The following is a 25,945-nucleotide window of genomic DNA, read 5'->3' on the forward strand; positions in this document are numbered from 1 at the left end:
GATGGCTTTGACCCCTCCTCGCCTCGACGATCGCGGCTATGCCGACCTGCGGGCCGAGCTGATCCGGCGCATCCCCGTCCACTCGCCGGAATGGACCGACTACAATCCCACCGACCCGGGCATCGCCCTGCTCGAACTGTTCGCCTTCCTGGGCGACAACCTGCTGTACCGGCTGAACCGTGCGCCCGAAGCGTCGAAGCTGGCGTTCCTCCAGTTGCTGAACATCCCGCCCCGGCCGGCGAGCGTCGCGCGGGTCCAGGTGCGGGTCGACCTGCAGAAGGGCGCGGTCGATCCGGTGACGCCCGACTTCTCGCCCACCGCCCCGCGCCTGCAATTCGCCGCCGGGGACGTGCTGTTCCAGGCCACCGACGAGATCACCGTCCTGCCGGTCGAACTGGCCGGCTACGTCAAGCGCCCCTACGAGGGCGCTGCCCCGCCCGAGGGACAGGCCTCGGTCGAACAGCTGCTGAAAGATCACCTGGGCGTGGCCCCGGCCCTGACCGCCTACAAGACAACGCCGCTGCCCGCGCCCAAGGGCGGCGCCTTGCCGCCTGCGACCTCGACCGCGCCTTCGTCCACGGTGGACGGCGCGCTGTGGCTGGCCTTGCTGGCGCCGGCGCCGGTGCTGAAGGCGCTGGACACCGGCGATCCCGCCGCGACGCTCGACCTGGTGCGGCGCAAGATCGCCGGCAAGGTGCTCAGCCTGGGCGTACGCACTGACGACGCCCTGTGCGGCCCCGCCGACGCCCTGCGCTGCCCCGACGCCGACAGTTCACCGGCGCGCTGGCCCGTGCGCTACGACATCTCGACCGGCGGCTTCTCGGGCGCGGCCCGGCGTGTCGACAAGATCGCCTATCGCCGCCTCGCGGTCGAGGCGGACGACACCGACGGGCTGGGCCAGGCCGGGACGCTGCGTCTGCGGATTCCGGAAGCCGGCGGCGACGGGTCCCTGCCGTTCGGCGACTGGCGGGCCGGCAGCTTCGACATTCCCGACGAGGACCTGCTGGGCGTCGGCGGCCTGCCGCCCCGGCTGGACGATCCCGACCTGGCGGCGCGGGTCCTGGCCTGGATCCGCGTGCGGCGGATCGACGACGCCGATCCGCCCATCCAGGTGCGGCTGGTCGACGCCAACATGGTCATGGCCGAACAGGCGGTGACCGCGTCTCCGGAAATGCTGGGCGCCGGCCAGGGCCGCGCCGGCCAGACCGTCAACCTGTCCAAGACGCCGGTGATCCAGGACAGCGAGGTCATCCAGGTGCGCACCGAGGCGGGCTGGGCGGCCTGGACCCGGGCGGACGACCTGGCCCTGGCCGGACCGGACGACCCGTTCTACGCCCTGGAGCCGACCGACGGGACGGTGACGTTCGGCGACGGCGTGCATGGCCGCATGCCCCTGCCCGGCCAGGCGATCCGGGTGCTGGCCTATCGCTACGGAGGCGGCGCCAAGGGCAATGTCGGGGCCGGAGGCGTCTCGCGCGTGCGGGGAGCCCCGCTGCGGGCGACCAACCCCTTGCCAGCGGCGGGCGGCCAGGACGCCGAGACCGCGGCCCAGGCCCAGGCCCGCATCCCCAAGGTCCTGCGCGCCCGCGACCGGGCCGTGTGCGCCGACGACTTCGCCGACATCGCGCTGGAGACGCCCGGGGCGATGATCGGCCGCGCCCAGGTGCTGCCGCGCCACAAGCCCTTCGAGCGGGCCGACGGCATTCCCGGCGTGGTCACCCTGATCGTCCTGCCGGCCCAGGACCTGGTGACGCCCGACACGCCCACGCCCGACCGGGAGGTGCTGCGCAAGGTCTGCGCCTGGCTGGAGCCGCGCCGGCTGGTGACCACCGAGCTCTATGTCACCCCGCCCGAGTATGTCGACGTCGACATCGCCATCGCCGTGGACGCCCAGGCCGGCGTCGGCGAGGAGACACTGCGGCGCTGGGTCGAGCTGGCCCTGAGGCAGCACTTCGCCCCCCTGCCCCCCTATGGTCCCGACGGCGAGGGCTGGCCGTTCGGGCGGGCGGTGCGGGATCGCGACGCCGAGGCCGCGGCCCTGCGGGTGCAGGGCGTGGCCATCGTCAACGATGTGGTCGTCCAGGGCGTGTCGATCGGTCCCGACGGCGTGCGGGACGCGGTGACCCAGAGCGTGCCGCTCCAGAAATGGCAGTTGCCCGTCATCCGCAAGGTGGGCGTCGCCATCGGCCCGACCGCACCCTCGCTGGACCCCGATCCCGATCCGCCCGTCGGCGGCGTGGCCGTGCCGGTCGAACAGGAGGAGTGCTAGCCATGCGCCAGCCCGCCTTCGCGCACCTGACCGGACCGGCGATGTGGCGGCGCTGCGATTTCGATCGCACGCGTATCGCCCCAGCCCCCGCCCGGGTCATGCTGGCCCCGAAGGCGACGCTGCCGGCCAAGGCGGCCGATCCCGCACCCTGGCTGGCGGCGCGCGGCGGCGCCGCCGTCGTGCCTTGCCCGCCCGACCTCTGCGCCGAGGCGGCGGTGCTGCTGGCCGATCCGGCGCGGGGCCTGCTGGCCCTCGAGGGCGGAGCGACCGGAACCTGGCGCGCCCTGCCTCTCCCCCGCGCCCGCGTGCGCCGGCCCACGCCCGGACCGTTCGATTTCCAGCCGACCACGCCGCCGGCCGATCCGGCCGCGCCCGTCGACATCGCCCGCGACGCGGCCGGGCGGGTCTGGCTGCTTGATCGCGCCCCGCCCCGGCTGCGCGTGCTGTCGCCCGACCTGACCCTGCTGGACACCCAGACCCCGCCGGGCGCCTCCGCGCCGGACCAGGTGGTCTGCAGCGACTGGTGCGCGGCCGTGACCGACGGTGATCGGCTGCTGGTCCAGCCGTTCGGCGGGGTCTGGGGCGTCGCGTCGCTGCCCGCCCCCGCAATCGCCTTGGCGGCGGATCCCGAATTCGACCTGCTGGTCGTCCTCCTGCCGGGCCCGAAGCTGGCGATCGTGACGCCCGACGGCCTGACCGTCCATGCGCTGCCGGCCATAACCGCGCCGGTGTTCCTGCTGGTGATCGGTCCGAACACCATCATGGTCGGCGAGCCGAGGGGCGCTCCCGGGTCGCCGACCGAAACACGCTTCGTCAGCTACGGCCTGTCGCCCGCCGATGGCCCCACCATGATCTCCAGCTTCGGCGTACGGGGCGTGGACGGGCGAGCCGTGTGGCGGCAAGGCGACCAGGTCTTCGCCAGCACCGCCGACGGCGCCCGCGCCCTCTATGCCCGCGAGGCGCCCGTCGAGACCGAGGGCTGCGTCGAGACCTACGCCCTGGACAGCGAGATCTTCGCCTGCCCCTGGCATCGGGTGTTCATCGACGCCTGCATTCCGCCGGGCGCGACCGTCACGCTGGAGACCAAGACCGCCGACAGCCTGCCGCCGTTCCCGGTGCGGCGGCCGCCCCGACCGCCGGCCGACGTCAGCACGCCGGCCACGCCGGTCAACATCGAGGATCCCTGGCCGCCCCTGGGGTCATTGACCGCGGACGAAGCCGGCTGGACGCCGCTGGGCGAACTGGACGTTCGCGGCGCCCAGGCCGACATCCCCGATCCGCCGGAACGGATCACCCGCCCCTCCGAGGAACCCTATGCGCAGGTCCGGTCCGACGCCGTCGCGCCCTGGCCCCAGGTCACCCTGGAGGGCCTGATCAAGGCGCCGCCCGGCCGCTACCTGTGGCTTCGCGTCCGGCTGACCGGCGCCGAGCGGTGCAGCCCCGCCGTGCTGGCCGTGCGGGCCAGCTACCCGCGTCCATCCCTGCTGGAGGTGCTGCCCGCCTATTGGCGAGCCGACCCGGTGGCGGCCGAGGCGACCGACCGCGCCCTGGCCCTGTTCGAGGGTTGGATCACCGAGATCGACGCCCGGATCAGCGTCCTGCGCCAGCTGGCCGATCCCCGGCTGGCCCCGCCCGAGGCCCTGGCCTGGCTGGCCAGCTACGCGGCGATCACCTTCGACCAGCGCCTGGACGAGGCCGTCCGTCGCCAGCTGCTGTCCGAGGCCTGCTGGCTGTACGAGCGGCGCGGCACCGTCCCGGGCCTGACCCGGCTGATCTCCATCCTGTCCGGCGCGCCCGCGATCATCGTCGAGGGCTTCCGCATGCGCCGGCAGAGCGCCGCCTTCGTAGGCCAGCTTTCGCCGATCCTCGGCTCGGGGCTGCAACTGGGCGACGCCGACGCGGGCGGCGCCAGCGAGGACCCGGCCGACGCCGAGCTGGAAGCCGACTACGCGGCCCTGATGCTGCGGCGGGCGATGATCCGCGCCGCGGGCGGACAGCCCTGCCCGCCGGACGATCCGCCCTATCCGCTGGAAACCGACCCGCTGGCCCGCTTCGTGCGGCGCTTCGCCCACCGCTTCACCGTGGTGCTGTCCCGCGCGCGGACCCCCGTGCTGGAAGCGGTGATCCAGGACGCGATCGAGGCCAACAAGCCCGCCCACACCCTTCATGCCCTGTGCTGGATGGACGCCGGCTTCCGGGTCGGCGGCAGCCTGGTGGGCCTGTCGCGGCTGGGCGAGACGCCCTGCTTCGAGCCGGCGCTGCTGGGAACCGCGGTGCTGGGCGCCGACAACACGCTGGGACGAGCCGAGCCGGAAACGCGCTTCCGGACCGGCGACCGACTTAACCAGGAGAGGACCGGGAAGCCATGACCGACACAGTCGACGCGGCGACCTTCGCGCCGCTGGAGGGAACCGACCCCGCGCTGCCTGGCGATCCCTTCGCCCGGCCGCGCTACAGTTACGGCCAGCTGCTGGGCGCGGACGACTTCGTCAGCGAGCAGCGCTACCACCTGCTGCGCGCTCGTCTGCGCAACGCCCTGCTGCACGGCTCGGGGGTGGTCTGCGGACTGGACGTGATCGCCAAGACCATCGCCGATCCGCCGGCGGTGGAACTGATCTGCACGCCGGGCCTGGCGATCGATCCCCTCGGCCGCGAGATCTTCGTGCCCGAGGCCATCTGCTTGGACGTCACGGGCCTGGCCAACAACGAGAGCTTCTGGTCGGACCTGTCGCCGCCGCCGGACGACCCGGACAGCGACGCGCGCCGCTGCTACGCCGTGCTCAGCTACCGGGCCTGCCTCTCGGCCCAGACGCCGGCCATCGCCCAGCCCTGCTCGGACGCCGACAATTCCCTGGTCTACAGCCGAGTGCTGGACAGCTATCGCCTGTGCCTGGAGGCCACGCCGCCGCCCGATCCGCATGCCCTGTCGCGCGACTGGCCGGCCCTGAAGGAGCCGGTCGGGCTGCGGGCGCGGCTTCAGGCCCTGCTGACCGATGCGCCGCCGCATCCCGAGCAGCTCTGGTCGTATCCGCAGGACGCCAAGGTGCTGCTGGCCGTCGTCGACTTAAAACCCGTCGGCTCGCCCGCCGAGACCACCGACATCGACGCCGTGGACACCTCCGTCCGCGCCCTGCTGCCCGACGTCCAGACCGTGGCCAGCCTGGCCACCGGCCTGCGGCTGATCGGTCCGGCCGCGGCTTCGGCCTTCGCCCTGGAGACGGTGGCGGTCGCAGCGGGAACCGGCGGCGACGCCGGCAAGGCGATCGTCACGGCCACCCTGACGGGCGACATCCAGGCCGGAACCGTGACCGCCGACTCCGTTCATCTGTTCAAGCTGAACGGCGGCGCCTGGACCGCCCCGGCGACGGCCGTCCCGACCGTGGCCGGACCGGTGATCACCTTCAAGGTGAACGAGGACTGGTCCGGCGGCGCCACCTATCAGCTGGTGCTGTCCGGCGGCGGGGCGCGCCCCATCCTGGACACGCACAACCGGCCGCTGGCCGGCCTGACCGACGAGCCCGCGCCCCCTTCCGGACGCGGCCGCGACGCGGTCGTCATCGGCGTCTTCACGCCATGAAGAGCCATCCCAACCACGGCCCGCAGGGAGCCGACGCCATGCTTGGAAGCCAGAACCTCGCGAGCGAACAGGCCCTGTTGCGCGCCATCGCCAAGCGCCTGTCCAATTCGGACGCCGAGCTATCCACCACCGAGGAGGCCAGTTTCGGCGCCTTCGTGGGGAAATGGGGCTATGGCGGAACCGACTATACGGGCTTCCCCGCCGCGCCCGGCGGCGACGTCAACGGCTGGAACAGCCTGTTGCGGACCAACTGGTTCAACGGCCGCTTCATGACCGCCGAGGCCCTGCGCCGGCAGGACGCCTATTTCGACTACCGTGCCCGGCTGGACGCACAGGCCCTGATGCCCGGCGTGGCCTGGGGGCTGGGCCTGACGGCCGAAGGGATCAACGCCACCGACTACCACGCCGAAGGGCCTAGGCAGGGCGGGGTGAGCACCGAAACGCCGATCACCCTGCACGCCGGCCTGGCCTTCGACATGATCGGCCGCCCTCTGCTGGTCCCCACCAAGTTCACCTTCAAGCTCGACCAGCTGATCGCCCTGCAGAAGGCCAAGCCGCGCCGGGTGGTGGGGGCGGGCGCGCAGTTCGCGCCGTGCGTCTGCCTGGCGCCCGATCCGGGCGGCCCGACCGGCGGCTCGCAGGCCCTTCAGCCTGGTCCCTACCTGCTGATCATCGAGGCGGCCGAACAGCCCAGCGGCGACGCCAAGGTCTATGGCACAGTGTGCGGCGACGGCCCGCCCTCGACCTGCCAGAGCGACGCCTGGCAGGGTGGCTTCGGCCTCAGCCTGGTGCGGTTCCCCGTCGACGTTCCCGAGGACGACACGGTGCGCTCGCCCTGGGACCTGCGCGGCGTCCTGTCGTCCTATTTCTTCGATGTCTTCGAACACTCGCTGATCCATAGGTGGGACCCGCCGTTCGCCACCGACGACGGCTTTTGCCAGGGAACCGGCCCCGGCCGGCGCGACACCGCCGCCGTCGCCCTGGCCATGGTCTATCTGGGCGAGGACGGCACGGCGCTGTGGATCGACCCCTGGATCCCCCGGCGCGGCATTGTCTCCACGCCCGCCGAGACCGCCCATCGCACCACCTTCGGCGCACCGCCGCGCGCCGCGGCCTGGGCGCGCATCCACCAGTTCCAGTGCATGCTGGCCGACAGCCTGGCCGTCCTGCCGCAGACCCGCGAAGGCCATCTGGCGGACTACGACCTGCTGAGGCGCGGCTTCAGGCACATCCCGCCGATCGGCTTCCTGCCCATCGATCCCGACTACGCCGCGCGCCAGGTGGCGAGCGATGACCCCAACACGGGCAATTCGGCGCTGGACAAGGTGCTGGCGGCCGGCGGGACCAAGGCCGGCATGGTGTCGGGCTACATCGCCTCGGCCCTGAGCCAAGCCAAGACCTATTTCCGCACGACCAACGTGGCCACCTACGGCGTCGTGGCCCTGCACGACGACGACATCCTGGAGGACCTCTCCAACGTCTTCGACAAGGATCCCGTCCAGCTGGACCGGCCGCCGGCGCTGAACCCGATCATCGCCCAGCTGGTCGAGATGCTCCGCGGCGCCGCCGGCGGCAAGGCTGGCGCCAAGGGCGGCAACGGCCTGATCGACCTGATCACCGCCTTCTTCACGATCGGACTGGACGACCTGGTCAATCGCCGCATCGAGATCGTCAAGCTGATGGTCCCCCTCCAGGGCCTGGTGCGCAAGCATCCCATCCTGGGGGTCGTCGCCGAGGACGCGCAGGACCAGGCGGCCGACTGGGGCGCGGTCGCCTCGCCCCTGCTGGCGGCGATGGAGCTGGCCGGCATCCGTCAGGGGCGGACCGGGCCCGAGATGCTGCCTCGTCACTTCGTGGTCTACGTCAAGCAGCGCCTGGTGCTGCTGGACGCCCTGTTCATGCTGCTGGAGATGTTCCAGTTCATGATCGACCTGGCATTGCAGGCCTATGCCACTCCCGAGAAGGAGCTCGACCCGACGACGGGCGTCGGCGGCGCCCCGGCCGCGGTCGCGGCGCCGGCCCAATACATGACCACCTACAGCATGCGCATGGCCTACAAGGCCCAGCCGCAGGAAAAGCAGGTGATGGCCGACGCCATACTGGAGCATCCGGACATCCAGGCGATCATGTCCCGCGCCCTGCCGCTCAGCGTGCCCGACCTGGCGGTGGCCGGACGCGCCGAGACCTTCCAGGCCCAGGTCGACGCCCAGGACAAGGCCCTGGCCTCCACCATCCGCGACCCGGCCCAGCGCCGGCAAGCCGCTGTGGACCGCGTCGCCGATTCCTACGCGGCGGTCTATCCGGGCTTCCAGGTGGTGCAGATGTTCGCCGCCACGCGCTCGGCCGACCAGACCGAGGCGATGGTCCAGCAGATCGGTCAGGGCGCCAAGACGGCCGAGGCATTGGCCGTGGCCCCGGCCCAAACCACCGAGGACGCCGTCCTGGCCGAAGGCACGCCGGTCTTCGCCAACGCCGACGCCGCCCAGCTCTACGCCAAGCTCCGCGACGCCACCGGCGAGAAGACGGTCCAGCAGTTGGCGCCCAGCGTGAAGAGCGAGCTGACTGTCGGCGAGATCCTCTCCCGCTCGCCCGAGGAGGCCACGGCTTTGCTGGGCGGCGCCCAGAACTACGCCCGCTTCCGCACCGCCTACGCCGCCCAGGCCAAGCGGTCGCTCGAGGTCAGCCAAGGCTTGGCCGTCGCCGCGCCCGCCGGCGTCTCGGACAAGCTTAAGACGGCCCTGACCGGCGCCAAGGGCGACCTGGCCAAGGCCGTGAAGACGGTGCGGACCGAGGTCGGCGACAATGCGGCGGCGAAGGCCTATCTCGACCACGCATCCACCGTGGCGACGATGCTGGGAACGTCGAAGGCGGCGTCGGCGACGCGCTTCTTCGTCAAGCGCGGCTGACGGCCGGGCGATGGTCGCGCTCACCATCCGCAGACTGTCCAGCCGGGTCGTCAATCCGGACGCCGAGACGGCGCTGGCCGTCGCGCCGCTGGTGGACATGGCCGCGCGCAGGTTGCCGAACGCGCTCGACGTCGCCCTGTCCCGCGCCCTGACCGCCGCGGGCGTCGACGAAACCGTGGTGATCGGTCTGCCGAAGGTGAAGCTGCGCCTGCGCATCGGCGCCGGCGTCGACGTCGACAACCTGGCGCGCTGCTGGGCTGAAGCGATCGTCGAAGCGGTGATGCACGCCCTGCGCGACGCGGAGACAACGACCTCGAGCCTGGGTTTGGGAACGGCGGGGGCCGGCGGCGCACACGGGTCGGACGAGATCGCCGTCTTCGCCGATCCCTGGAACGCACAGACGGCCTGGCTGCGCGCCGCGGCGATGGGCGAGCCGGAGCCATGGTGGCATGACGCCCTGGGTCCGACCAACGCCGCCGCCATCCTGTCGGAATGGATCGATTGCGACCCCGCGCGCGCGGCCGCCCTCCTGCTGGACCTGCTGGTCGCGACGCCGGACCTGCCGCGTCTGCTGAGCGCCAGCCAGGAACGACGGCTGGCCGCCCAACTCCTGGCGCGCCTGCGCGGCGCCGTCCGCGACACCCTGGAGGCAGGATCGCCTCGAGCCGCGCCCCACGCTCCCCTTGCCCAGGAAAGCCCTGCTCCACCGGACCTGCCGGGTCCGGTGGCGGCGGCGATCGACGCGATCGCGAGCGACCGGAGGAACCTCTATCGGCTGGCGGCCTGGATGACCTATGGCGCGGCCTGGACGCCGATCCTCGTCCGCAGCGACGCTGATCAGATCGTGTCCGCCGCCGAGCCGGCCAGTCCCGCGATACCGGGACTTGCGCCCCCGCTCCGGCAGTCATCGGAGACGAGCGGCGAGCCCCGCCTCGCGGCTTTAGCCGCCTTGGAACCGTCCGCAACCGCCGAGCGCGCCCCGCCCCAAACGGCGGCCGGCGTTCCGGTGATGACCGGCGGCCTGCTGCTGCTGTTGCGACCCCTGGGCATGTCGGGCCTGCTGGACGATCTGCATGGCGACGCCCTGCGCCAGGCCCTGCTCTCGATGGGCCTGGCCGCCCTGCACCGGATCACCGCGCCGCTGTCGCCCGCCGCGCGGCGCGTGACGCTCGAACGCGATCGGCCGCTTCTGGCGATCTTCGCCGGCGCGCGCCCCCCGGACAGTCCGCTCGACGACCAGGTCCCCGACCCGCAGGCCTACGTCCGCCTGGATCTACTCATGGCCCGCGCCCCCGAAGGCGTCGCCTGGGCGCCGGGGGCGACACGGCGCCTCTACGGCGATGTCGATCCGTTCGGCGACACCCCCGAAGGCGCTCTGGCGCGCCTGGCGCTCAGGCCGGGACGGCTGTCCTGGACAGCCTGGAGCGCCGACATCGCCTGGCCGCTGGCCACCGCTGACATCGCGCTGCGTCGCGCGGGCTGGGACATCGACCTCGGCTGGCTGCCCTGGACCGGCCGGACGATCCGGTTCCACTATGATGGAGTGGAGGCGTCGTGACCGGGTCCGGAGCGCACGAGGATCCCGTCCTGCGGCTCGCCGTGATCGCGGCGGCCCGCATCCTGCTGCGTCGCTCCGATCCCGCGCTCGAGGCTTTCGCGCGATCCCTGACGTCCGGCCCCGCCGGCCCGCTCGACGCCGCCCCCCTGGCCGCGACCGTGACCGAGGCCGCCGACGCGCTGTTCGCGGACTTGAGCCAGTCGTCTCATCCGCTGGGCCGGATCGCGCGCGGCTGCGGGCTGTCGGCCTTCGACCTGGACCTTTTGGGCCTGGCGCTGCTGCCCTGTCTGGACGACCGGGGACGACAAGCGATCGTCGACATCGCCGGCCAGCCCAGGCTTCCGGGCGGCCTGGCGCTGCGACTGCTGCTGGGCGACGACCCCATCCCCGCGCCGGCCCGGGCGGCGCTGTGGCGCGGTCCGCTCTGGCGGCATGGCCTGCTGACCCTGCCCGACCCGTTTCAGCCCGTGACCGAACGCCTGCTCGATCCCGGTTCGACCCTCCTGGCCCTGCTGGACGGCGCAACTCCCGCCCAACTGCCCGGCGGCTGGACGGCGCGTCCCGTCGATCCGTCCCCGCTTCCGGACAGCCTGACGGCCACCGTGGAGGCGACCGCGTCGAGGCTGAGCGCCTCCGGCGGCCCCCTGCTGCACCTGGCCGGCGATCCGGAGCGCGGCAAGGGCGTGCTGGCGGCCGCCGCCCGACGCCGCAAGCAGGCCCTGACTGTGTTCGACGCGCCCGTCGTCGTCGGCGAACCGCCCTGGCGCGACCTGGCGCTGGTGGCCTTGGCGACCGACGGGGCCGGCGCCCTGGCGGTGTCCTCGACCAGCGAGCTGGCCGGTCCGGTCGACCTGCCGCCGGCGCCCATCGTGCTGCTGGCCTCGCCACGCCTGCACGTGCGCACCTCGGCCGCGGACCCGCCGCCCACCCGCGTCGTCCTGCCTCCGCCCGATCCGCTGGAGCAGGCGGAGGCCTGGCGGGCGGCCCTGCCGGACCTGACGACTGAGGAAGCCGACATCCTGGCCAACCAGACCTGGATGACCCGGGCCGACATCACGGCCCTGGCGGCGCGGGCCGGCGGCATGGCGGGCGTCGCCGAAGCCCGCCTGGCCCACGCGCCGCCCCGTCCGGTCCGCATGGCCACGGTGACGACCAGCGCCACCAGTTGGTCGCGGCTGGTGGTGGACGAGACCACCGGCGCGCGGCTGGAGGAGCTGATCCAGCGCTATCGACTGCGCGTGCCCGTGCGGTTCCGCTGGGGCATGTCCTATGCGCCGCGCGGCCTGATCGCGCTGCTCTCGGGCGATTCCGGCGTCGGCAAGACCCTGGCCGCCGAGGCCATGGCTACGCGGCTGGGCCTGCCGATGGTCCGGGTCGACCTGTCGCTGGTGGTCTCCAAATACATCGGCGAGACCGAGAAGAACCTGGCCGAGCTGTTCGCCTCGGCCGAGGGCTTCGCGGCCATGCTGTTCTTCGACGAAGCCGACGCCCTGTTCGGCAAGCGCACGGCGGTCGAGGACGCCCACGACCGCTATGCCAACATCGAGGTCAACTACCTTCTGCAACGGCTGGAGGCCTTCGAGGGCCTGGCCGTGCTGGCGACCAACGCGGCCCAGGGGGTCGATTCAGCCTTCCTGCGGCGCTTCGACCTGATGCTGTCCATGCCCCGCCCCGGCCCAGGCCAGCGGCGGCGGCTATGGTCGGCCCACCTGCCGCCCGACCGCGTGGACGAAGGCGTCGATCTCGACCTCGTCGCCGAGCGCTTCGACCTGACCGGAGGGGAGATCCGCAACGCCGCCCTGGCCGCCGCCTACGCCGCAGCCGACGGCCCCGGCCAGATCACGGCGGAGCTGCTCTCCGCCGCCATCCGCAATGAGTTCGCCAAGAAAGGACGGCCCGCGCCGTCCTGGTCCACAGGAGCACATTGATGACCGACATCAACACCGTTCTGGCCCAGATCTCGAACGAGCAGGCCGCCTTGCAGACCTCGCTGGCCGCCGCGGTGGCGCAGGGCGGGCAGGCCTCGGCGGTCGCCGCCGCGACACGATCGGCGGCGGCCGCCGTCCAGTCCCTGGCCGCGCGCATCACCGCCGAACAGGCCCTGATCGCCGCCGACGGCGCCACGGTGACCAGCGCCCTGACCGCGCGGAACGGCGCCCTGGCCGCTGTCGTGGCCGCGCGCACGGACGGCGACCAGCCTCCCCTGGCCGACGCGCAGGCCGCCACTCTGAAGACCGCCGTGGCGACCGCCAACAGCGTCACCGAAGCCAATCTCGACAGCAAGGGCGTGGCCGCGGTCACGACCCTGGACGCCGCCATCGCGGGGCTGGGCAACAACGAACGGACCCAGTTGAACAACGCCCAGGCCGCCCTGGTCACCAAGCAGAAGGCCCTGGTCGACGCCCGCGCGGCGGCCCTGACCCTGCTGGCCAAGATCCAGGGCAGCGCGGCCGACACCACCTTGAAACTGGGCGCCGCCGTCGAACACTACGGCCAGGCCGGAAAGCTCGCCCAAGCCACGGGCGCGGCCAGCCACCACGCCGCCGTCGTCGCCTATGCCGGCTATGTCGCCGAACGCACGGCCCTGGCCGCCGACCTCGCCGCCGATCCGGACGGCACGGTGTTGCAGGGCAAATGGACCTCGGCCGCCAACACCTGGCTCTCGGCCCTGGCCGATGTCGGCGCCGCCGAGGAGAAGGTGATCGAGAAGCAACTGGCGCTGAACGTCGCCCTGGCCAAGGGCGCGGCCAAGCTGCAGACGCGCGACAGCGACGCCGCCGCCGCCGTCGGCGCGGCCGTCGGTCCATGAGCCCGCGCCCGCGCGGCCGGTTCGCGCCCCGCCTCCCCGCCACCCGGGACCGGGGGCAAGAGGAGGCCGCCGATCAGGTGGCGCGGGGCGCTTCAGTCCAGGGCAAGGTCACCCCGGATCGCGCGCCCGCCGAACTGGGCCTTGGCCTGGGCCAGCCCCTGCCGCGATCCGAACGCGCCTATTTCGAGCGCCGGCTGGGCGCGGACCTGTCGAGCGTGCGCGTCCACCCGGACTCGCCGGTGGCCGCCGACTACGGCGCCCATGGCTTGGCCGCCGGCCGCGACATCGCCCTGGCGCCCGGTCGCTGGCGTCCCGGCGACCACGAGTTCCGCCGGCTTCTGGGCCATGAGCTGGCGCACACGATCCAGCAGTCGCGCAGCGGCCCGGCGATCCAGCTTGAGGCGCCCTCCCCGCCGCTGAAGGAAGCCAAGGCCGAGGAGGAGAAGACGGCCGTCGGCGACGGATTGAAGAAGGTGGCCGAGGAGTTCGGCAAGAACGAAGCCGCCACGGGCTACGCCCTGGGCATGGCCAAGTCGCTGGCCCTGCCGATCTGGAACCGGGCCAGCGGCGCGGAGCGCGTCGCGGCCATCAGCGTCGGCGCGGTCGCCCTGGGCACGCCGCTGATCTACACCCTGTCCAAGCCCGAGGGGCGCGAAAGCCTGTCGGGCGTGGACTTTGGCAAGGTCCTGGGCCTGATCCCGCACTCTCCGGTCACCGGCCTGCAGTACGACCTGCCCAAGTCGCCCACCGACCCGTTCCAGCTGCGCCTGGGGTTCCGCGCCGACGATCTCCTGGGCATTTTCAGCCGCAACGCCGAAGGCGAGCCCAACATGACCCTGGGCCTGAACTTCACCCTGTCGGTCTCGCCGGACGGGCAGGTCACCATGCCCTTCGCCATGGCCAATTTCGGGATCATGCCCGGAATCTCCATCGCCGGCGGCTATGGCCTGACCACCGACATGCCTCGCCTGGAGGGGCCGGCTGGCGGTCCGATGGCGCCCTACGCCGCCTTCCCCCAGCCCGCCCAGCCCGCGCCGCTCGGCGGGGCCGGGTTCTTCATCACGATCGACCTGCTGAAACTGTCATTCCTGCCCGATGCCATCGGCCTGGCCTTGGGCGCGCCGCCTCGGCGGCAGAAATAGCGCGGCGGCCGGGACGGGCGACGAACGCCTGGCCGTCACTTGCGCGCCGCAGTGAGCCGCAGCTCGTACTCGGGAACGATGCGAACGCCCGTCACCTCGCCCACCTGGCCGCCAGCCGGGATCGCCGCCTTCAACTCGGGCTGGATGTAGAGCGGGTTGTCGGCGCGCAGCGGCAGGACGGTCAGGGTCCAATCGCGATCGAGCCGGTCGCCGAAGCGGCTGAGACCGACCTCCCACTTGGGGCCGTAGTAGAACTGGTCGTCGAGCATATCGACGCCGTCGAACAGCCGCGCCACGTCGCCGGCGTAGTCGATCTCCAGCCAGGCCTCGCTCAAGCCCTCGAGCGCGCCTTTCGGCAGGCTGAGCGTCCATGCGCCAGAGCGTCCATACTGCTCGGCATAGGGCTGGAGCACGGCCTTGGCGCGGCCGCCGATCTCGGAAGGCGGCAAGGTCTTGGCCTCGCGCAGCGGCTTGATCTCGGCGCTCAGGGCCTTGGTGGCCGCCTGGGCCTCGAACACCTGGAAAGGCCCCTGCCCCTTGGCGCGGCGCAGCGGCAGGCTCGCCTGGGGCGCGGCGTCGAGCGCGGGCAGCAGCGCCAGCCGGAAACCCGCATCGGCCTTGGACCGCACGGACCAGCCGGCCTCGTCGGCGAAGATCGGGTCAGCGCTGAGCACCAGCCGATCCTTGCCGCCGAACGGCAGCACATAGGCCTGCCTGGCCTGCTCGGCGCTGATCAACACGATCCGCACCCGCTTGCCCCCCGGGGGACGCACGAAAAGTTCACGCATGCCCTCGGGGGTCAGGGTCGGGGTGACCACCCGACCGTCGACCGCCTTCAGGCGCTTGCCATTCAGCGTGACCTCGACATCGGCCGAGAACGCCATCTCCACCGGCACGCCCTTGGTGGCTGAGAAGACGTAAAGCGGCCCGTCGGCGTCCTCGAGCCGGGTCAGCGGCTGGGCGCTGGCCCAGGCCAGGTTGGCCCCGTCGAGATCCAGGTTGATCGGCCAGATGAAATAGGCGCCGGCGGGGATGTCGACCGCACGGCTCGGGAAGGTGACCGAACCACCCGGCAGCTTGACCTCGAAGCGGGTCTTGGCCTGGACCGGGGTATCGAACTGCCGCACGTGGTTGTTGAAGAACACGAAGCCCCGGTCGCCCTGGCTGCGCACCGACCAGCGCGGGGTGGCGACGTCGTCGCGGCCGCTCAGCCTGGCCGCGGGCCGCTGCACCTCCATCGGCGCGAGCCTGGCCCCGAACGCTTTCATGAACAGGTGATATGGGCGCACCGCGTCGGCGACGGGATGGACCTGGCCATACTGGCCCAGCGGCGCCTGGAAGTCGTAGTTGACGATCGGCATGCCGTTGTACCCGCCCTGGCGGTCGTCCTCCTCCAGGGTGGTGTGGCCCTGCGGGTTCCGGCCGCCGTGGAACATGTAGTAGCCGTAGAGATTGGCGCCCGAGCCCAGTTGCACGGGCAGCATGGCCGCCACGTCGTCGGGCGACAGATAGGGCCGGCGGCGATACATGATCGGCACGCCGCCGCCGAACTCCGCGCCCAGGAACGGCGTGTCGTCCATGTCGCTCTCGATCGTGCCGGCATTGCGCGAGGTCGTCTGCGCGCCGAGATCCCCGCCGACCCTGCTGCCGAAGCGAAAGGCATAGACTTCCTTGGGCGGCAGCCGGCCCTGCCTGGCGCTCCACGGCTCGTCGGCATAGCCGCCGAAGACGGGAATGACCTCGCCCTTGGGATAGACCGCGTTGTCCCAGCCGGTCACCGTATAGAGCGGCACGTCGAAGCCGATCTTGCGCGCCAGGGCCTTGAGGGTGGCGATATGCCCGGCGCCCGCACCCGGCCCGCCGATGTTGTACTCGTTCTCCAGCTGGACGCCGATGACCGGGCCGCCGTCCTTCCAGAGCTGGCCCTCGACCTGCTTGTAGATCTCGCGCCAGTAACGCTCGACATAGGTCAGGTAGACCGGGTCGTCGCGCCGGGTGGGCATGGCGTTGACCACCCAGTCGGGCGTGCCGCCCCAGCGCACCTCGCCATGCGCCCAGGGACCGATGCGGATCACCACCAACAGGCCGTTGGCCCTGGCCAGCTCGACGAACCGCTTGAGATCGCGATCTCCTGCCCAGTTGAACTGGCCGGCGCGCTCCTCGTGGTGGTTCCAGATGATGTAGGTGGCCACGATGTCGACCCCCTGGGCCCTCATCTTGGCCAGCTCGGCGCCCCAGTGCTCGGGCGGATAGCGCGTGTAGTGGAACTCGCCCATGACCGGCATCCAGGGCCGGCCGTTGCGCGTCAGGTAGCGGTTGTTGACGCCCAGCGTCTGGCCGTCGGGCGCGGTGGCGGCGCCCATGCGCAGGTGCTCGGAGCGCACGGCGGCGGGCGGACGGGTCGCATCCACCGCCAGGTCGGCGGCCTGGGCCGCGATCGCCGCTGCGAGCGCCGAGGCCGTAGCCAGGGCGATGGTCCGGATGCGAAGGGACATGGCTCGTTTCCTGATGGTGTCTGTTCTGGCGCGGGCGGATCAGCGGTCGCGGCGGCGTGACAGGCCGGCCTCGATCTCCTCGAGGGTTCGCCCTTTGGTCTCGGGCACGCGCAGCGCGATGAAGATGAAGCCCGCCAGGCAGACGAGTCCGTAGGACCAGAAGGTCCCCGCCGCGCCCAGGCGCTGGTTGAGGATCGGGAAGGTGAAGGTGACCACAAAGCAGGCGATCCACAGCGCCGAGACGGCGATCGACATCGCCGCCCCGCGGACACGGTTGGGAAAGATCTCCGACAGCAGCACCCAGGTCACCGGCGCCAGCGACATGGCGTAGGCGGCGATGACGCCCAGGGTCAGCAGCAGCACGACGGGGCCCTGGATGCCCAGGAAGAACGCCGCGCCGAGCAGGCCGTGTATCACCGCGATCGCCGCCGCGCCCCACAGCATCAGGGTGCGCCGTCCCAGCCGGTCGACCGTGGCGGTCGCCACCAGGGTGAAGGCCAGGTTGATCGCGCCGGTGATGACGATGTTGAACATCACCCCGCCAAGGTCGTAGCCCGCGCCGCGATAGATCTCCTCGGCGTAGTTGAAGATGACGTTGGTGCCGCTCCACTGTTGCAGGACCGCCAGGCCGACGCCGGTCAGCAACACGCCCAGCACGGCCGGCGCGAACAGTTCGTTGGCCGAGCCCGTCTCGGCGCGCTCGCGCTCCAGGCCTGCCTCGATCTGGGCCAAGGCCTCGCGCGCATAGGCTTCGCCGCCGATCTTGCGCAGCACGGCCAGGGCGCGGTCGCGGCGACCGGCCTTCAGCAGCCAGCGCGGGCTTTCCGGCACCAGGAAGGCGCAGAAGAAGAAGATGACCGAGGGAACGGCCACGGCCGTGAACATCCAGCGCCAGCCATACTGCCCCTGCCAGGTGTCGCGGATGGCCGCGTGGCTCATCGCGCCGCCGACATCCCCGGCGATCAGCATGTTGACCACCTGCGCGGCCAGGATTCCGACCACCAGGGTCAGCTGGTTGAGGGTGACCAGTCGCCCGCGCCAGGCGGCCGGGCTGATCTCGGCGATATAGGTCGGCGAGATGTTGGAGGCGACGCCGATGGCCACGCCGCCGACGATCCGCCAGAGCACGAAGGTCGAGAACCCCTGCGCCCAGCCGGTCAGGATCGACGATACGCCGAACAGGACCGCAGCGATGATCAGCAGCTTCTTGCGGCCGATCCGGTCGCTGACCAGGCCGCTGAACACCGAGCCCAGCAGGCAGCCCAGCAGCGAGCAGCTGTTGGCCCAGCCGACCTGAGCCTCGCTCGTCAGGTTGAAGTAGGGCTCGTAGAACGGCTTGGAGCCACCAACCACCACCCAGTCGTAGCCGAACAGCAATCCGCCCAGCGCCGCCACGCTCGAGATCGTCCAGATGTAGGCGAGGTTCAGCTGGCCGGAAGCAGCCTGCTCATCCCGGCCGCTCGACATTGTGTGCATCCGTACGCGCCCCCTTGCTCTGGCGTGTAACCGTCGGAGTCGCGACGGGCCCGCCTTTCGCGGTCATAATCCGCGAGGTCGCTTCCCCGTCAACCTATTTGTATTACTTATTTTACCCAGTAGCGTTTCCCGTCACTCAGCTTCAGGCAATGCAGGAGGCCAAGGCTGGACTTCGAGCCCGGACCTACCGGCCAGACTACGCCTCCAAGCCGATCTCCAGATCCCCTCGCCGTCTTATTTGTATTATATATTCTTGACAGAGGACAACCAGGCTCGCCATTCAAGCGACGACAAGGGGGGTCCGGCGCATTCTCGCGCCACTCCCGCGAGGACGTTCATGCTCCACGACCCAGCACACGCCAGAGCGCAAGCAACGCCGGGCGCCGCCATCAGGTCCATCGAGACCTTCCCCGCGCCGCCCCGCTGGCTGTTCGTGCGCGTCGAGACCGACGACGGCCTGGTCGGCTGGGGCGAAGCCTCGCTCGAAGGTCACAGCGAAGCCGTCGAAGGCGCATTCGCCTCGTTGCGCGACCGCTTCATCGGCGCCGATCCAGACCGCATCGAGGACATCTGGCAGACCGCCTATCGCCTCGGCTTCTATCGCGGCGGCCCGGTGCTGATGTCGGCCCTGTCGGGTCTCGATCAGGCGCTATGGGACCTCAAGGGCAAGGCCCTGAAGGCCCCGGTGCACCAACTGCTGGGCGGGCGCGTCCGCGATCGGATCCCGGTCTACGCCTGGATCGGCGGCGACCGCCCCAGCGAGGTCGTCGAGGCCGCGCGCGTGCGCAAGGCGCAGGGCTTCAAGGCAGTCAAGATGAACGGCGTCGAGGACCTGGGCTGGCTGGACAGCCCCGGCGCCCTCACAGCTTCGGTCGACTGCCTCGCGGCCGTGCGCGCCGAAGGCCTGGACGCCGGGGTCGACTTTCACGGCCGGGTGCACAAGCCGATGGCCCGGCAACTTGTGAAGGCCCTGGAGCCGCTGGGCCCCCTGTTCGTCGAGGAGCCGCTGCTCAGCGAGCACCCCGAGGCCATCGCCCAGCTCAGCCTGCAGACCGCCGTGCCCATCGCGCTGGGCGAGCGGCTCTACAGCCGCTGGGACGTAAAGCCGTTCCTGACCTCGGCCTCGATCGACATCCTCCAGCCCGATCTCAGCCATGCCGGCGGGATTTCCGAGGTTCGCCGGATCGCGGCCATGGCCGAGGCCTATGACGTCGCCATCGCCCCTCACTGCCCGCTGGGCCCCATCGCCCTGGCCGCCTGCATGCAGCTGGCGCTGACGACGCCCAACTTCGTGATCCAGGAGATGTCGCTGGGCATACACTACAACACCGACGGCCACGATCTTCTGTCCTACATGCTCAACCCCGAGATCTTCGCTGTGAAGGATGGGACGGTCGAGGCGTTCGCCGGCCCCGGCCTGGGCGTCGAGATCGACGAAGAAAAGGTCCGCCGCCTCAGCCGCGACGCGCCCGCCTGGCGCAATCCGGCGTGGCGCGGCCCTGACGGCGGCCTACGGGAGTGGTGAGCATGCGTTTTTCGGGCAAGACCATCATCGTCACCGGCGCCGGCGGCGGCATCGGCCAGGCCTGCGCTCGACGCCTGCACGACGAAGGCGCCAACCTGGTGCTGATCGACCGTGACGCCGGGGCGCTGGCCGCGACCCAGGCGGCCGTGGCCGCCCCAGAGCGGCTGCTGGTTCGCGCGCAGGATGTCAGCGTGGAGGCCGAGGCCGCGGCCGCCTTCGAGGCCGCCATCCAGCGCTTCGGCCGGGTCGACGGCGTGGTCAGCGTCGCCGGCGCGATGATCTACAAGGGCCTGGAAGCGCTCACCGGCCAGGACTGGGAGCGGATCATGGCGGTGAACTTCTACGCCGCGGCCTATTTCACGCGGCAGGCCTTCAACCACATGCAGGACGGCGGCGGCCTCGTCTACGTCTCGAGCATCCACGCCCGCCAGACTTCGGCCCTGGTCGGCCCCTACGCGGCGGCCAAGGCGGCCCTGACCTCGCTGGCCCGCACGGCGGCGATCGAGGGCCGCGCCCGCGGCATACGCGCCAACTGCGTCCTGCCCGGCGCGGTGGACACGCCGATGCTGCGCGACAGTCCGAACATCAAGTCGGGCCTCGAGGTCCTCGATCCCCAGGACGTCGGCCAGCCGGAGGACATCGCCGCGCTCGTGGCCTTCGCGCTCAGCGACGAAGCCCGCTTCGTCACGGGCGCGGAACTGATCGCCGACGGCGGGCGGCTGGCGAAGCTCTAGGCGATGGGCGCGCGTCGCCCTCCTCCCGCCCTCAGCGCCGCTCCCGACGACGCTCCTCGTCGCGGCTGCGCTGCATCAGATCGAGCGCGCCGCCGATGAGATCGCGCATGCGGGTCTCGGCTTCGCGCACGTGGCCCGCCAGGATCGCGTCGGCGACGCGCTTGTGATCCTCGGCGCTGGCGAAGCGTACGCCCTTGAGATCGTTGGTCTTGCGGATGCTGAAGCGCAGGGCCGTGTCGATCAGCTCGCAGTGCTGGCGGTAGAAGCGGTTGCCGCTAGCGCGCAGCACCGCGACGTGGAAGGCGATATCCGACAGCAATGGATCGTCTTCCCCCTGATCAGCGGCGAACATGCGCTTGACCGCAAGGTCGATGGCGGCCCGCTGGTCGCCATCGGCGCGCTTGGCCGCCAGCGCCGCCGCGCCGGGCTCTATGCTCAGGCGGATCTCGGTGAACTCGATCAGCAGGTCGAGCGAGAACTCCCGCTGCAACATCCAGCGCATCACGTCCGGATCGAGCAGGTTCCAGCTGTCCTCGCTCTCGATGACGATGCCGCGCCGGCGCCGGGACGACAGCAGGCCCTTGGAGACCAGCATCTTGACGGCTTCACGAGTGACCGTCCGCGCCGCGCCGTACCTGTCGGCCAGCTCCTGCTCGGTCGGGAATGGCGCGCCGTCGTAGCGTCCCGTCACGATCGCCGCGCCGAGATCCTGGACGATGGTGTCGGTGACGCTCTTGTGGGGGGTCGCTGCCCGCATGGTCCGAATCTCTGTGCTCCCGGCTGGCGGCTTGCTTCTTTCTAGCCGCACGCGGGCCGGCTTTCAGCATTCTTGGCCAAGGCCGAACACCACCCCGGCCGCCCCGCCAGAGGGAATGAAACCCGCAGCCCGATCAAGCGACCACCTGCGGGCCGGGGAGCAGGGTTCAGGACAGGCTTATTGGTCATACCACTACATCTCTGGCGCTTCAGAAATTCGCCGATTTTGCATCGTGCGATCGCCTATCCGCCTCTTGAAGATAGGGCTCGCGCTCTCAGAAAATGCCAAAAATGACAGCGTTATCCTTCTGTTTTATCTCATGACTTGAGACCTGGGATAACAATAGCATTTGTCCTATGAATGGCTTGCCCACTCACTTAGAGCGTGCAATAAGCTGGTCATACACCCTCAGGGGCGAGACGGTTTTTCACGGCCCGCGCCGCGCGAAACACTCGGGATGCACCATCGCGATCAACGTCGATGGAGACCGGCGAACACCGAGCCAGCTCGGCGTTCACGACATAAGAATTGGGAGAGGGAACAATGGAGCGCGTGAGCGCGCGCGGCCAAGCGGCCGCTGATCGGCGTGGCGATTTCGACCCGTCGCGCCGCCGGCACCTGCTGGCGGCCGGTTCGCTGCTGTGCCTGGCGCCGCTGAGCCGGGCCCTGGCCCAATCCGCCTCGCCCCACGCAATCAGGCTGCGCGGCGACGCCGGCGGCGCACGGTTCGACGGCATCGGCGTGGTCAACGGCGGCGGGGCCACGGCCGTGCTGCTGAAGGACTATCCCGAGCCGCAACGCAGCCAGATCCTCGACCTGCTGTACAGGCCCAAGTTCGGCGCCTCGGTCAGCGCCCTGCTGGCCGAGATCCCCGGCGACGGCAACTCGACCCAGGGGTCAATGCCCAGCCACATGCACACCCGCGAGGACCTGAGCTACGAGCGCGGCTACACTTGGTGGATCCTGCAGGAGGCCAAGAAGCGCAATCCGGCCCTGTCTCTGGACGCCACGGCGTGGAGCGCTCCGGGCTGGATCGGCGGCGGCAAGTTCTGGTCCCAGGACGCCGTCGACTACTACGTCAAATGGCTGGAGGGCCTGCGCGGCGCCCACGGGCTTGAGCTGGACGCCATCGGCTGCCGCAACGAGAAGGGCCAGGACTACGCCTTCGTCAAAGCCCTGCGCCGCACGCTGAACGCCAAGGGCTTCTCCAAGGTGAAGGTCCACGCCTTCGACAACTGGCCCAAGGACAAGCTCGACTTCGTCAAGGACATGACGACCGACGCCGAGCTGCGCGACGCCATCGACGTCATCAGCGCCCACGTCTTCTACGCCAACGCCCACGCCACCGCCGAGCAGCAGGCTATGGCCAGGGCCATGGGCAAGCCGATCTGGAACACCGAGGACCACATCTATCTGAAGGGTTTCGACTGCGCGATCGGCATCGTCCGGGCCTTCAACCACAACTGGATCCTGAGCGGCGCGACCAGGGTCGTGAACTGGTACGACATCGCCGGCCTCTATCCGCTCGAACCCTATTCGGAGGACCCGGCCACCGTGCTGGCCCACGAGCCGTGGAGCGGCCACTACCGGGTGCGCGAGGCGCTGTGGGGCTACGCGCACTACGGCCAGTTCACCGAGATCGGCTGGACCTATCTCGACGGCGGCAGCGGCATGCTGCCTGGGGGCGGCTCCTACACGACCCTGAAGTCGCCGGGCGCGGACTACAGCCTGGTGGTCGAGACCCAGGGCGCGACCCAGGCCCAGACCGTCCGGATCGAGGTCGGCAAGGGCCTGTCGTCCAAACCGCTTTGCGTATGGCGCAGCACCGCCGCCGAGCAGTTCGTTCGCCTGGCCGACCTGACGCCCGTCGACGGCGTGGTGAGCCTGGCCGTGGAGCCGCACGCGATCTACTCGCTGTCGACCACGCGCGGGCAGCAGAAAGGAAGCTTCGAGGCGATCCCCAAGCCCGCGCCCTTCCCTTTCCCCTACCGCGAGACCTTCGAGACCTACGCTTCACCAGCCGCCCACGGCTGGCTGCCGCGCTACACCGCCGACGTCGCCGGCGCCTTCGAGCTGGCCGACCGCCCTGACGACAAGGGCCGCTGCCTGCGCCAGGTAGTCCCGGTCCCGACCATCTCCTGGGCCCCGGACTGGCGGCCCTACACCATTCTCGGCGACGCGACCTGGGACGACTACGAGGTCTCGACCAAGGTCTGGCTCAACCCAGGCGACACCGCCGCCGTCATGGGCCGGATCAACCACGTCGGCACGGGCTACGGCTTCATCCCGAAGGGCTATTTCCTGGAGCTGGCCCACGATGGCCGCTGCCGGCTCGTAGCCATTCGCGGCAAGAAGGATCCCAAGGCCCTGGTTGGCGACGCCGAGCAGCAGGCCCAGATCAAGGCCGGCACGTTCGACGGCGAAGGCGGCGAGCTGGTTCTGGGCGACACGATGCTGGCCGGGGTCGCACCCGGCCGGTGGATCAAGCTCTCGCTGCGGTTCGAAGGCAGCCGTATCACTGGCCTCGTCAATGACCAGGTCGTGCTGACCGCCGAGAACAGGCTCTACGCCAAGGGTATGGCCGGCCTGCTGGTCGGGGCCGATCGTACGCGCCTCAGCACGCCCTGGTTCGGCGAACTGGCCATCGGCCAGGTCGGCGGCCCGACGCCGCGTGCGGCGCGCGCGCTTCCCCGGCAGACGCCGATCTATGTCGCCCGCAAGGGCGCCAGACGTCCCGCCTGACGCGTCGCGGGGGCGACAACAGGATGCGCAACACGCAAGGACTGAGCCTGACCTATAGCCTGGTCGAACAGATCGGCCAGGCGATCGTCGCGGGCGCGTACGACAACGCCGACTTTCCCACCGAGCGGGAGCTGGGCATGAAGCACGGCGCCGGCCGGACGGCGACGCGCGAGGCGGTGAAGATGCTGGTCGCCAAGGGGCTGCTCAGCGGCCGCCCCAGGCAAGGCACGGCGCTCGAGCCTCAGGCCAGGTGGAATGTGCTGGACCCCGACGTGCTGCGCTGGATGCTGGAGCGCAAGTCGACGCTGCGGCACCTGTCGCAGTTCACCGAGATGCGTCTCGGCGTCGAGCCGGCCGCCGCCGCCCTGGCCGCGAGCCACGCCACCGGCGCGGGCCAGCGCGAGATCCGTGCGGCGATGGCGCGCCTGAAGGCGGCCGACGCCGGTTTCGACGACCCGCTCGGGGCCGAGATCGCCTTGCACGCCGCGATCCTGAACGCCACGCGCAATCCGTTCTACGTCGGCCTGCAGGACCTGGTGAGCACGGCGCTGCGGATCTCGATCCGCTTCGCCAGCGGTCGCCAGGAACGCAAGGTCGCCCTGGCCCGCCACGAGGCGCTGGTCACCGCGATCCTGGGACGCCAGGCCGACGAGGCCGCGCAACTGATGCACGCGATGATCGTCGACCTGCTGACGCTGATCCGCTCGGCCGCCGCCGAGCGCCGCCTTTCCCCTGGCGGCCCCATGCCCCATTGGCGCACCAGCTTCGGTCCGGAGTTCGAATGAGCATGCTGCGACACCTCCTGATCGCCTCTGCGGCCAGCCTTCTCGCCGTCTCGCCCGCACTGGCCCAGGACGGCTTGAAGCCGACCGGCCGCTGGATCACGCCGCGCGTGGGCGCGGCGGTCACCCCGCCTATGGGCTGGAACGCCTGGAACGCCTTCCGCACCGAGGGGGACGAGGCCAAGGTCATGGGCTCGGCCCAGGCCCTGCGCGACACGGGGCTGGCGAGGCTCGGCTACCGATACGTCAATCTCGACGACGGCTGGTGGCTGTTCCCGAGCGTCGCGTCCAGGGACGGCGGCGAGGCCTCGTTCAAGCCCTTCGTCGACCGCCTGCACGCCATGGGCTTCAAGGCCGGCATCTATACCGACGTCGGCCGCAACGTCTGCTCGCAGGCCTGGGACCTGAAGTCGCCGAACCTGCCGGTGGGAACCGCGCTGGAGCGCGAGGTCGGACTGGAAGGTCACGTCGACCAGGACATCGGCCTGTTCTTCGGCGAATGGGGCTTCGACTAGGCCCACCTAGCCGAAGCCAGGAGCCACTTTACGCTGTGGGCCATGGTCAATGCGCCGCTGCTGATCGGCTATGACCTGCGCGATGCGCCCCAGTCCCTGCTCGACACCTGGGGCAACGCCGACCCCATCGCCGTCAACCAGGAACCGCTGGGCAACCAGGCCGCTGTGGTGGCTCACCAGGGCGAGGTCCAGATCCTGGTCAAGACACTAAGCGGCCGCACGGCGGTGGCCCTGTTCAATCCCGGCGACAAGCCGGCCGACGCTACGGGTCGCGGGACGCGCCGCTCCGCACGGGATCGGCCTGCTGGCGAACTCCCGCCTGGAAGTGCGCACCGAAGCGACGTTCAAGCGCTTCTCGGTAAGCGTCGGCGTAGACGACGCCTCGCCGGCGACGGCCGGCGCGGTGCGGTTCCTGATCTATGGCGACGGTCGCCTGCTCGCCCGCAGCAAGCCCCGGCCTCGCGGCCAGCCTCCAGTGGCGCTCGACGCGGCGATCCAGGGCGTCCAGACCCTGGAGCGACGCAAAACTCGCCCGTTAGGATAGCCTGCAATGAAACAGGCGCCTGCCTTGAGCGTCACGACCTTCGACGACTGAAGGCGTACCTGGTCCCCATGGGCTGTGTAGGATCGGTCCATCTTATCGCACACAACGAACTGC

General features: G+C 70.9%; 17 protein-coding genes. 14 read left to right on the forward strand and 3 right to left on the reverse strand.

The features are described from left to right. The first annotated feature begins 1 nt into the window (after position 1). The 8 genes from SGCZBJ_RS16810 to SGCZBJ_RS16840 all read left to right on the forward strand — a co-directional run bounded on the left by SGCZBJ_RS16810 (position 2) and on the right by SGCZBJ_RS16840 (position 14,261). Positions 2-2,269 (forward strand): putative baseplate assembly protein, encoded by a 2,268-nt coding sequence (locus tag SGCZBJ_RS16810; protein WP_101719143.1) that lies wholly within the window; start codon positions 2-4, stop codon positions 2,267-2,269. A 2-nt stretch (positions 2,270-2,271) separates the two neighbouring features. Next, on the forward strand, positions 2,272-4,638 hold the full coding sequence (locus SGCZBJ_RS16815; protein WP_101719144.1) for a phage tail protein: 2,367 nt from the start codon (positions 2,272-2,274) through the stop codon (positions 4,636-4,638). Continuing rightward, positions 4,635-5,846: an Ig-like domain-containing domain gene (locus tag SGCZBJ_RS16820; protein WP_101719145.1), complete on the forward strand. Its 1,212-nt coding sequence runs from the start codon at positions 4,635-4,637 to the stop codon at positions 5,844-5,846. The genes SGCZBJ_RS16815 and SGCZBJ_RS16820 overlap by 4 nt, the downstream gene beginning before the upstream one ends. Beyond that, on the forward strand, positions 5,843-8,752 hold the full coding sequence (locus tag SGCZBJ_RS16825; RefSeq protein ID WP_101719146.1) for a hypothetical protein: 2,910 nt from the start codon (positions 5,843-5,845) through the stop codon (positions 8,750-8,752). Before SGCZBJ_RS16820 ends, SGCZBJ_RS16825 begins: the two co-directional genes overlap by 4 nt. A gap of 10 nt (positions 8,753-8,762) precedes the next feature. Further along, complete coding sequence (locus tag SGCZBJ_RS16830) at positions 8,763-10,310, forward strand: hypothetical protein (protein ID WP_101719147.1); 1,548 nt, start codon at positions 8,763-8,765, stop codon at positions 10,308-10,310. Further along, a complete protein-coding gene (locus tag SGCZBJ_RS16835) occupies positions 10,307-12,238 on the forward strand; it encodes an ATP-binding protein (RefSeq protein WP_101719148.1) in 1,932 nt (643 codons plus the stop codon). The genes SGCZBJ_RS16830 and SGCZBJ_RS16835 overlap by 4 nt, the downstream gene beginning before the upstream one ends. Beyond that, the gene (locus SGCZBJ_RS25280; protein ID WP_117590385.1) at positions 12,238-13,119 is read left to right on the forward strand and encodes a hypothetical protein; all 882 of its coding nucleotides are present in this window, start codon (positions 12,238-12,240) and stop codon (positions 13,117-13,119) included. Before SGCZBJ_RS16835 ends, SGCZBJ_RS25280 begins: the two co-directional genes overlap by 1 nt. Before the next feature lie 77 nt (positions 13,120-13,196). Beyond that, the gene (locus tag SGCZBJ_RS16840; RefSeq protein ID WP_165799348.1) at positions 13,197-14,261 is read left to right on the forward strand and encodes an eCIS core domain-containing protein; all 1,065 of its coding nucleotides are present in this window, start codon (positions 13,197-13,199) and stop codon (positions 14,259-14,261) included. Between the two features lie 35 nt (positions 14,262-14,296). On the opposite strand, the gene SGCZBJ_RS16845 is transcribed toward SGCZBJ_RS16840, so the two are convergent. Then, positions 14,297-16,756 (reverse strand): beta-galactosidase, encoded by a 2,460-nt coding sequence (locus SGCZBJ_RS16845; RefSeq protein ID WP_101719150.1) that lies wholly within the window; start codon positions 16,754-16,756, stop codon positions 14,297-14,299. A gap of 39 nt (positions 16,757-16,795) precedes the next feature. After that, a complete protein-coding gene (locus SGCZBJ_RS16850; RefSeq protein WP_165799349.1) occupies positions 16,796-18,223 on the reverse strand; it encodes a sugar porter family MFS transporter in 1,428 nt (475 codons plus the stop codon). Between the two features lie 346 nt (positions 18,224-18,569). Here SGCZBJ_RS16850 and dgoD point away from each other — a divergent pair, with 346 nt between their 5' ends. Beyond that, on the forward strand, positions 18,570-19,757 hold the full coding sequence (dgoD, locus tag SGCZBJ_RS16855) for a galactonate dehydratase (RefSeq protein WP_101719152.1): 1,188 nt from the start codon (positions 18,570-18,572) through the stop codon (positions 19,755-19,757). A 2-nt stretch (positions 19,758-19,759) separates the two neighbouring features. Continuing rightward, a complete protein-coding gene (locus tag SGCZBJ_RS16860) occupies positions 19,760-20,491 on the forward strand; it encodes an SDR family NAD(P)-dependent oxidoreductase (RefSeq protein WP_101719153.1) in 732 nt (243 codons plus the stop codon). Positions 20,492-20,522: 31 nt separating this feature from the next. Here SGCZBJ_RS16860 and SGCZBJ_RS16865 read toward each other — a convergent pair whose 3' ends face one another. Beyond that, a complete protein-coding gene (locus tag SGCZBJ_RS16865; RefSeq protein WP_101719154.1) occupies positions 20,523-21,248 on the reverse strand; it encodes a FadR/GntR family transcriptional regulator in 726 nt (241 codons plus the stop codon). A gap of 543 nt (positions 21,249-21,791) precedes the next feature. Between SGCZBJ_RS16865 and SGCZBJ_RS16870 the strand changes: the two genes are divergently transcribed. The 4 genes from SGCZBJ_RS16870 to SGCZBJ_RS26170 all read left to right on the forward strand — a co-directional run bounded on the left by SGCZBJ_RS16870 (position 21,792) and on the right by SGCZBJ_RS26170 (position 25,831). Continuing rightward, entirely contained in the window at positions 21,792-23,990 is a 2,199-nt protein-coding gene (locus SGCZBJ_RS16870; RefSeq protein ID WP_101719155.1) for a glycoside hydrolase family 30 protein, read from the forward strand. A 23-nt stretch (positions 23,991-24,013) separates the two neighbouring features. Further along, the gene (locus SGCZBJ_RS16875; RefSeq protein WP_101719156.1) at positions 24,014-24,775 is read left to right on the forward strand and encodes a FadR/GntR family transcriptional regulator; all 762 of its coding nucleotides are present in this window, start codon (positions 24,014-24,016) and stop codon (positions 24,773-24,775) included. 2 nt (positions 24,776-24,777) lie between these two features. Next, the gene (locus SGCZBJ_RS26165) at positions 24,778-25,287 is read left to right on the forward strand and encodes an alpha-amylase family protein (protein WP_240621545.1); all 510 of its coding nucleotides are present in this window, start codon (positions 24,778-24,780) and stop codon (positions 25,285-25,287) included. A gap of 304 nt (positions 25,288-25,591) precedes the next feature. After that, positions 25,592-25,831 (forward strand): NPCBM/NEW2 domain-containing protein, encoded by a 240-nt coding sequence (locus SGCZBJ_RS26170; RefSeq protein ID WP_240621546.1) that lies wholly within the window; start codon positions 25,592-25,594, stop codon positions 25,829-25,831. Positions 25,832-25,945 lie beyond the last annotated feature (114 nt).

This window comes from Caulobacter zeae, assembly GCF_002858925.1.
GTDB classification, from domain to species: domain Bacteria; phylum Pseudomonadota; class Alphaproteobacteria; order Caulobacterales; family Caulobacteraceae; genus Caulobacter; species Caulobacter zeae.

Coding starts and splice junctions, on each gene's coding strand:
- SGCZBJ_RS16810 (WP_101719143.1), top strand. CDS start 2: ATGGCTTTGACCCCTCCTCGCCTCGACGATCGCGGCTATGCCGACCTG.
- SGCZBJ_RS16815 (WP_101719144.1), top strand. CDS start 2,272: ATGCGCCAGCCCGCCTTCGCGCACCTGACCGGACCGGCGATGTGGCGG.
- SGCZBJ_RS16820 (WP_101719145.1), top strand. CDS start 4,635: ATGACCGACACAGTCGACGCGGCGACCTTCGCGCCGCTGGAGGGAACC.
- SGCZBJ_RS16825 (WP_101719146.1), top strand. CDS start 5,843: ATGAAGAGCCATCCCAACCACGGCCCGCAGGGAGCCGACGCCATGCTT.
- SGCZBJ_RS16830 (WP_101719147.1), top strand. CDS start 8,763: ATGGTCGCGCTCACCATCCGCAGACTGTCCAGCCGGGTCGTCAATCCG.
- SGCZBJ_RS25280 (WP_117590385.1), top strand. CDS start 12,238: ATGACCGACATCAACACCGTTCTGGCCCAGATCTCGAACGAGCAGGCC.
- SGCZBJ_RS16845 (WP_101719150.1), bottom strand. CDS start 16,756: ATGTCCCTTCGCATCCGGACCATCGCCCTGGCTACGGCCTCGGCGCTC.
- SGCZBJ_RS16850 (WP_165799349.1), bottom strand. CDS start 18,223: ATGTCGAGCGGCCGGGATGAGCAGGCTGCTTCCGGCCAGCTGAACCTC.
- dgoD (WP_101719152.1), top strand. CDS start 18,570: ATGCTCCACGACCCAGCACACGCCAGAGCGCAAGCAACGCCGGGCGCC.
- SGCZBJ_RS16860 (WP_101719153.1), top strand. CDS start 19,760: ATGCGTTTTTCGGGCAAGACCATCATCGTCACCGGCGCCGGCGGCGGC.
- SGCZBJ_RS16865 (WP_101719154.1), bottom strand. CDS start 21,248: ATGCGGGCAGCGACCCCCCACAAGAGCGTCACCGACACCATCGTCCAG.
- SGCZBJ_RS16870 (WP_101719155.1), top strand. CDS start 21,792: ATGGAGCGCGTGAGCGCGCGCGGCCAAGCGGCCGCTGATCGGCGTGGC.
- SGCZBJ_RS16875 (WP_101719156.1), top strand. CDS start 24,014: ATGCGCAACACGCAAGGACTGAGCCTGACCTATAGCCTGGTCGAACAG.
- SGCZBJ_RS26165 (WP_240621545.1), top strand. CDS start 24,778: ATGCTGCGACACCTCCTGATCGCCTCTGCGGCCAGCCTTCTCGCCGTC.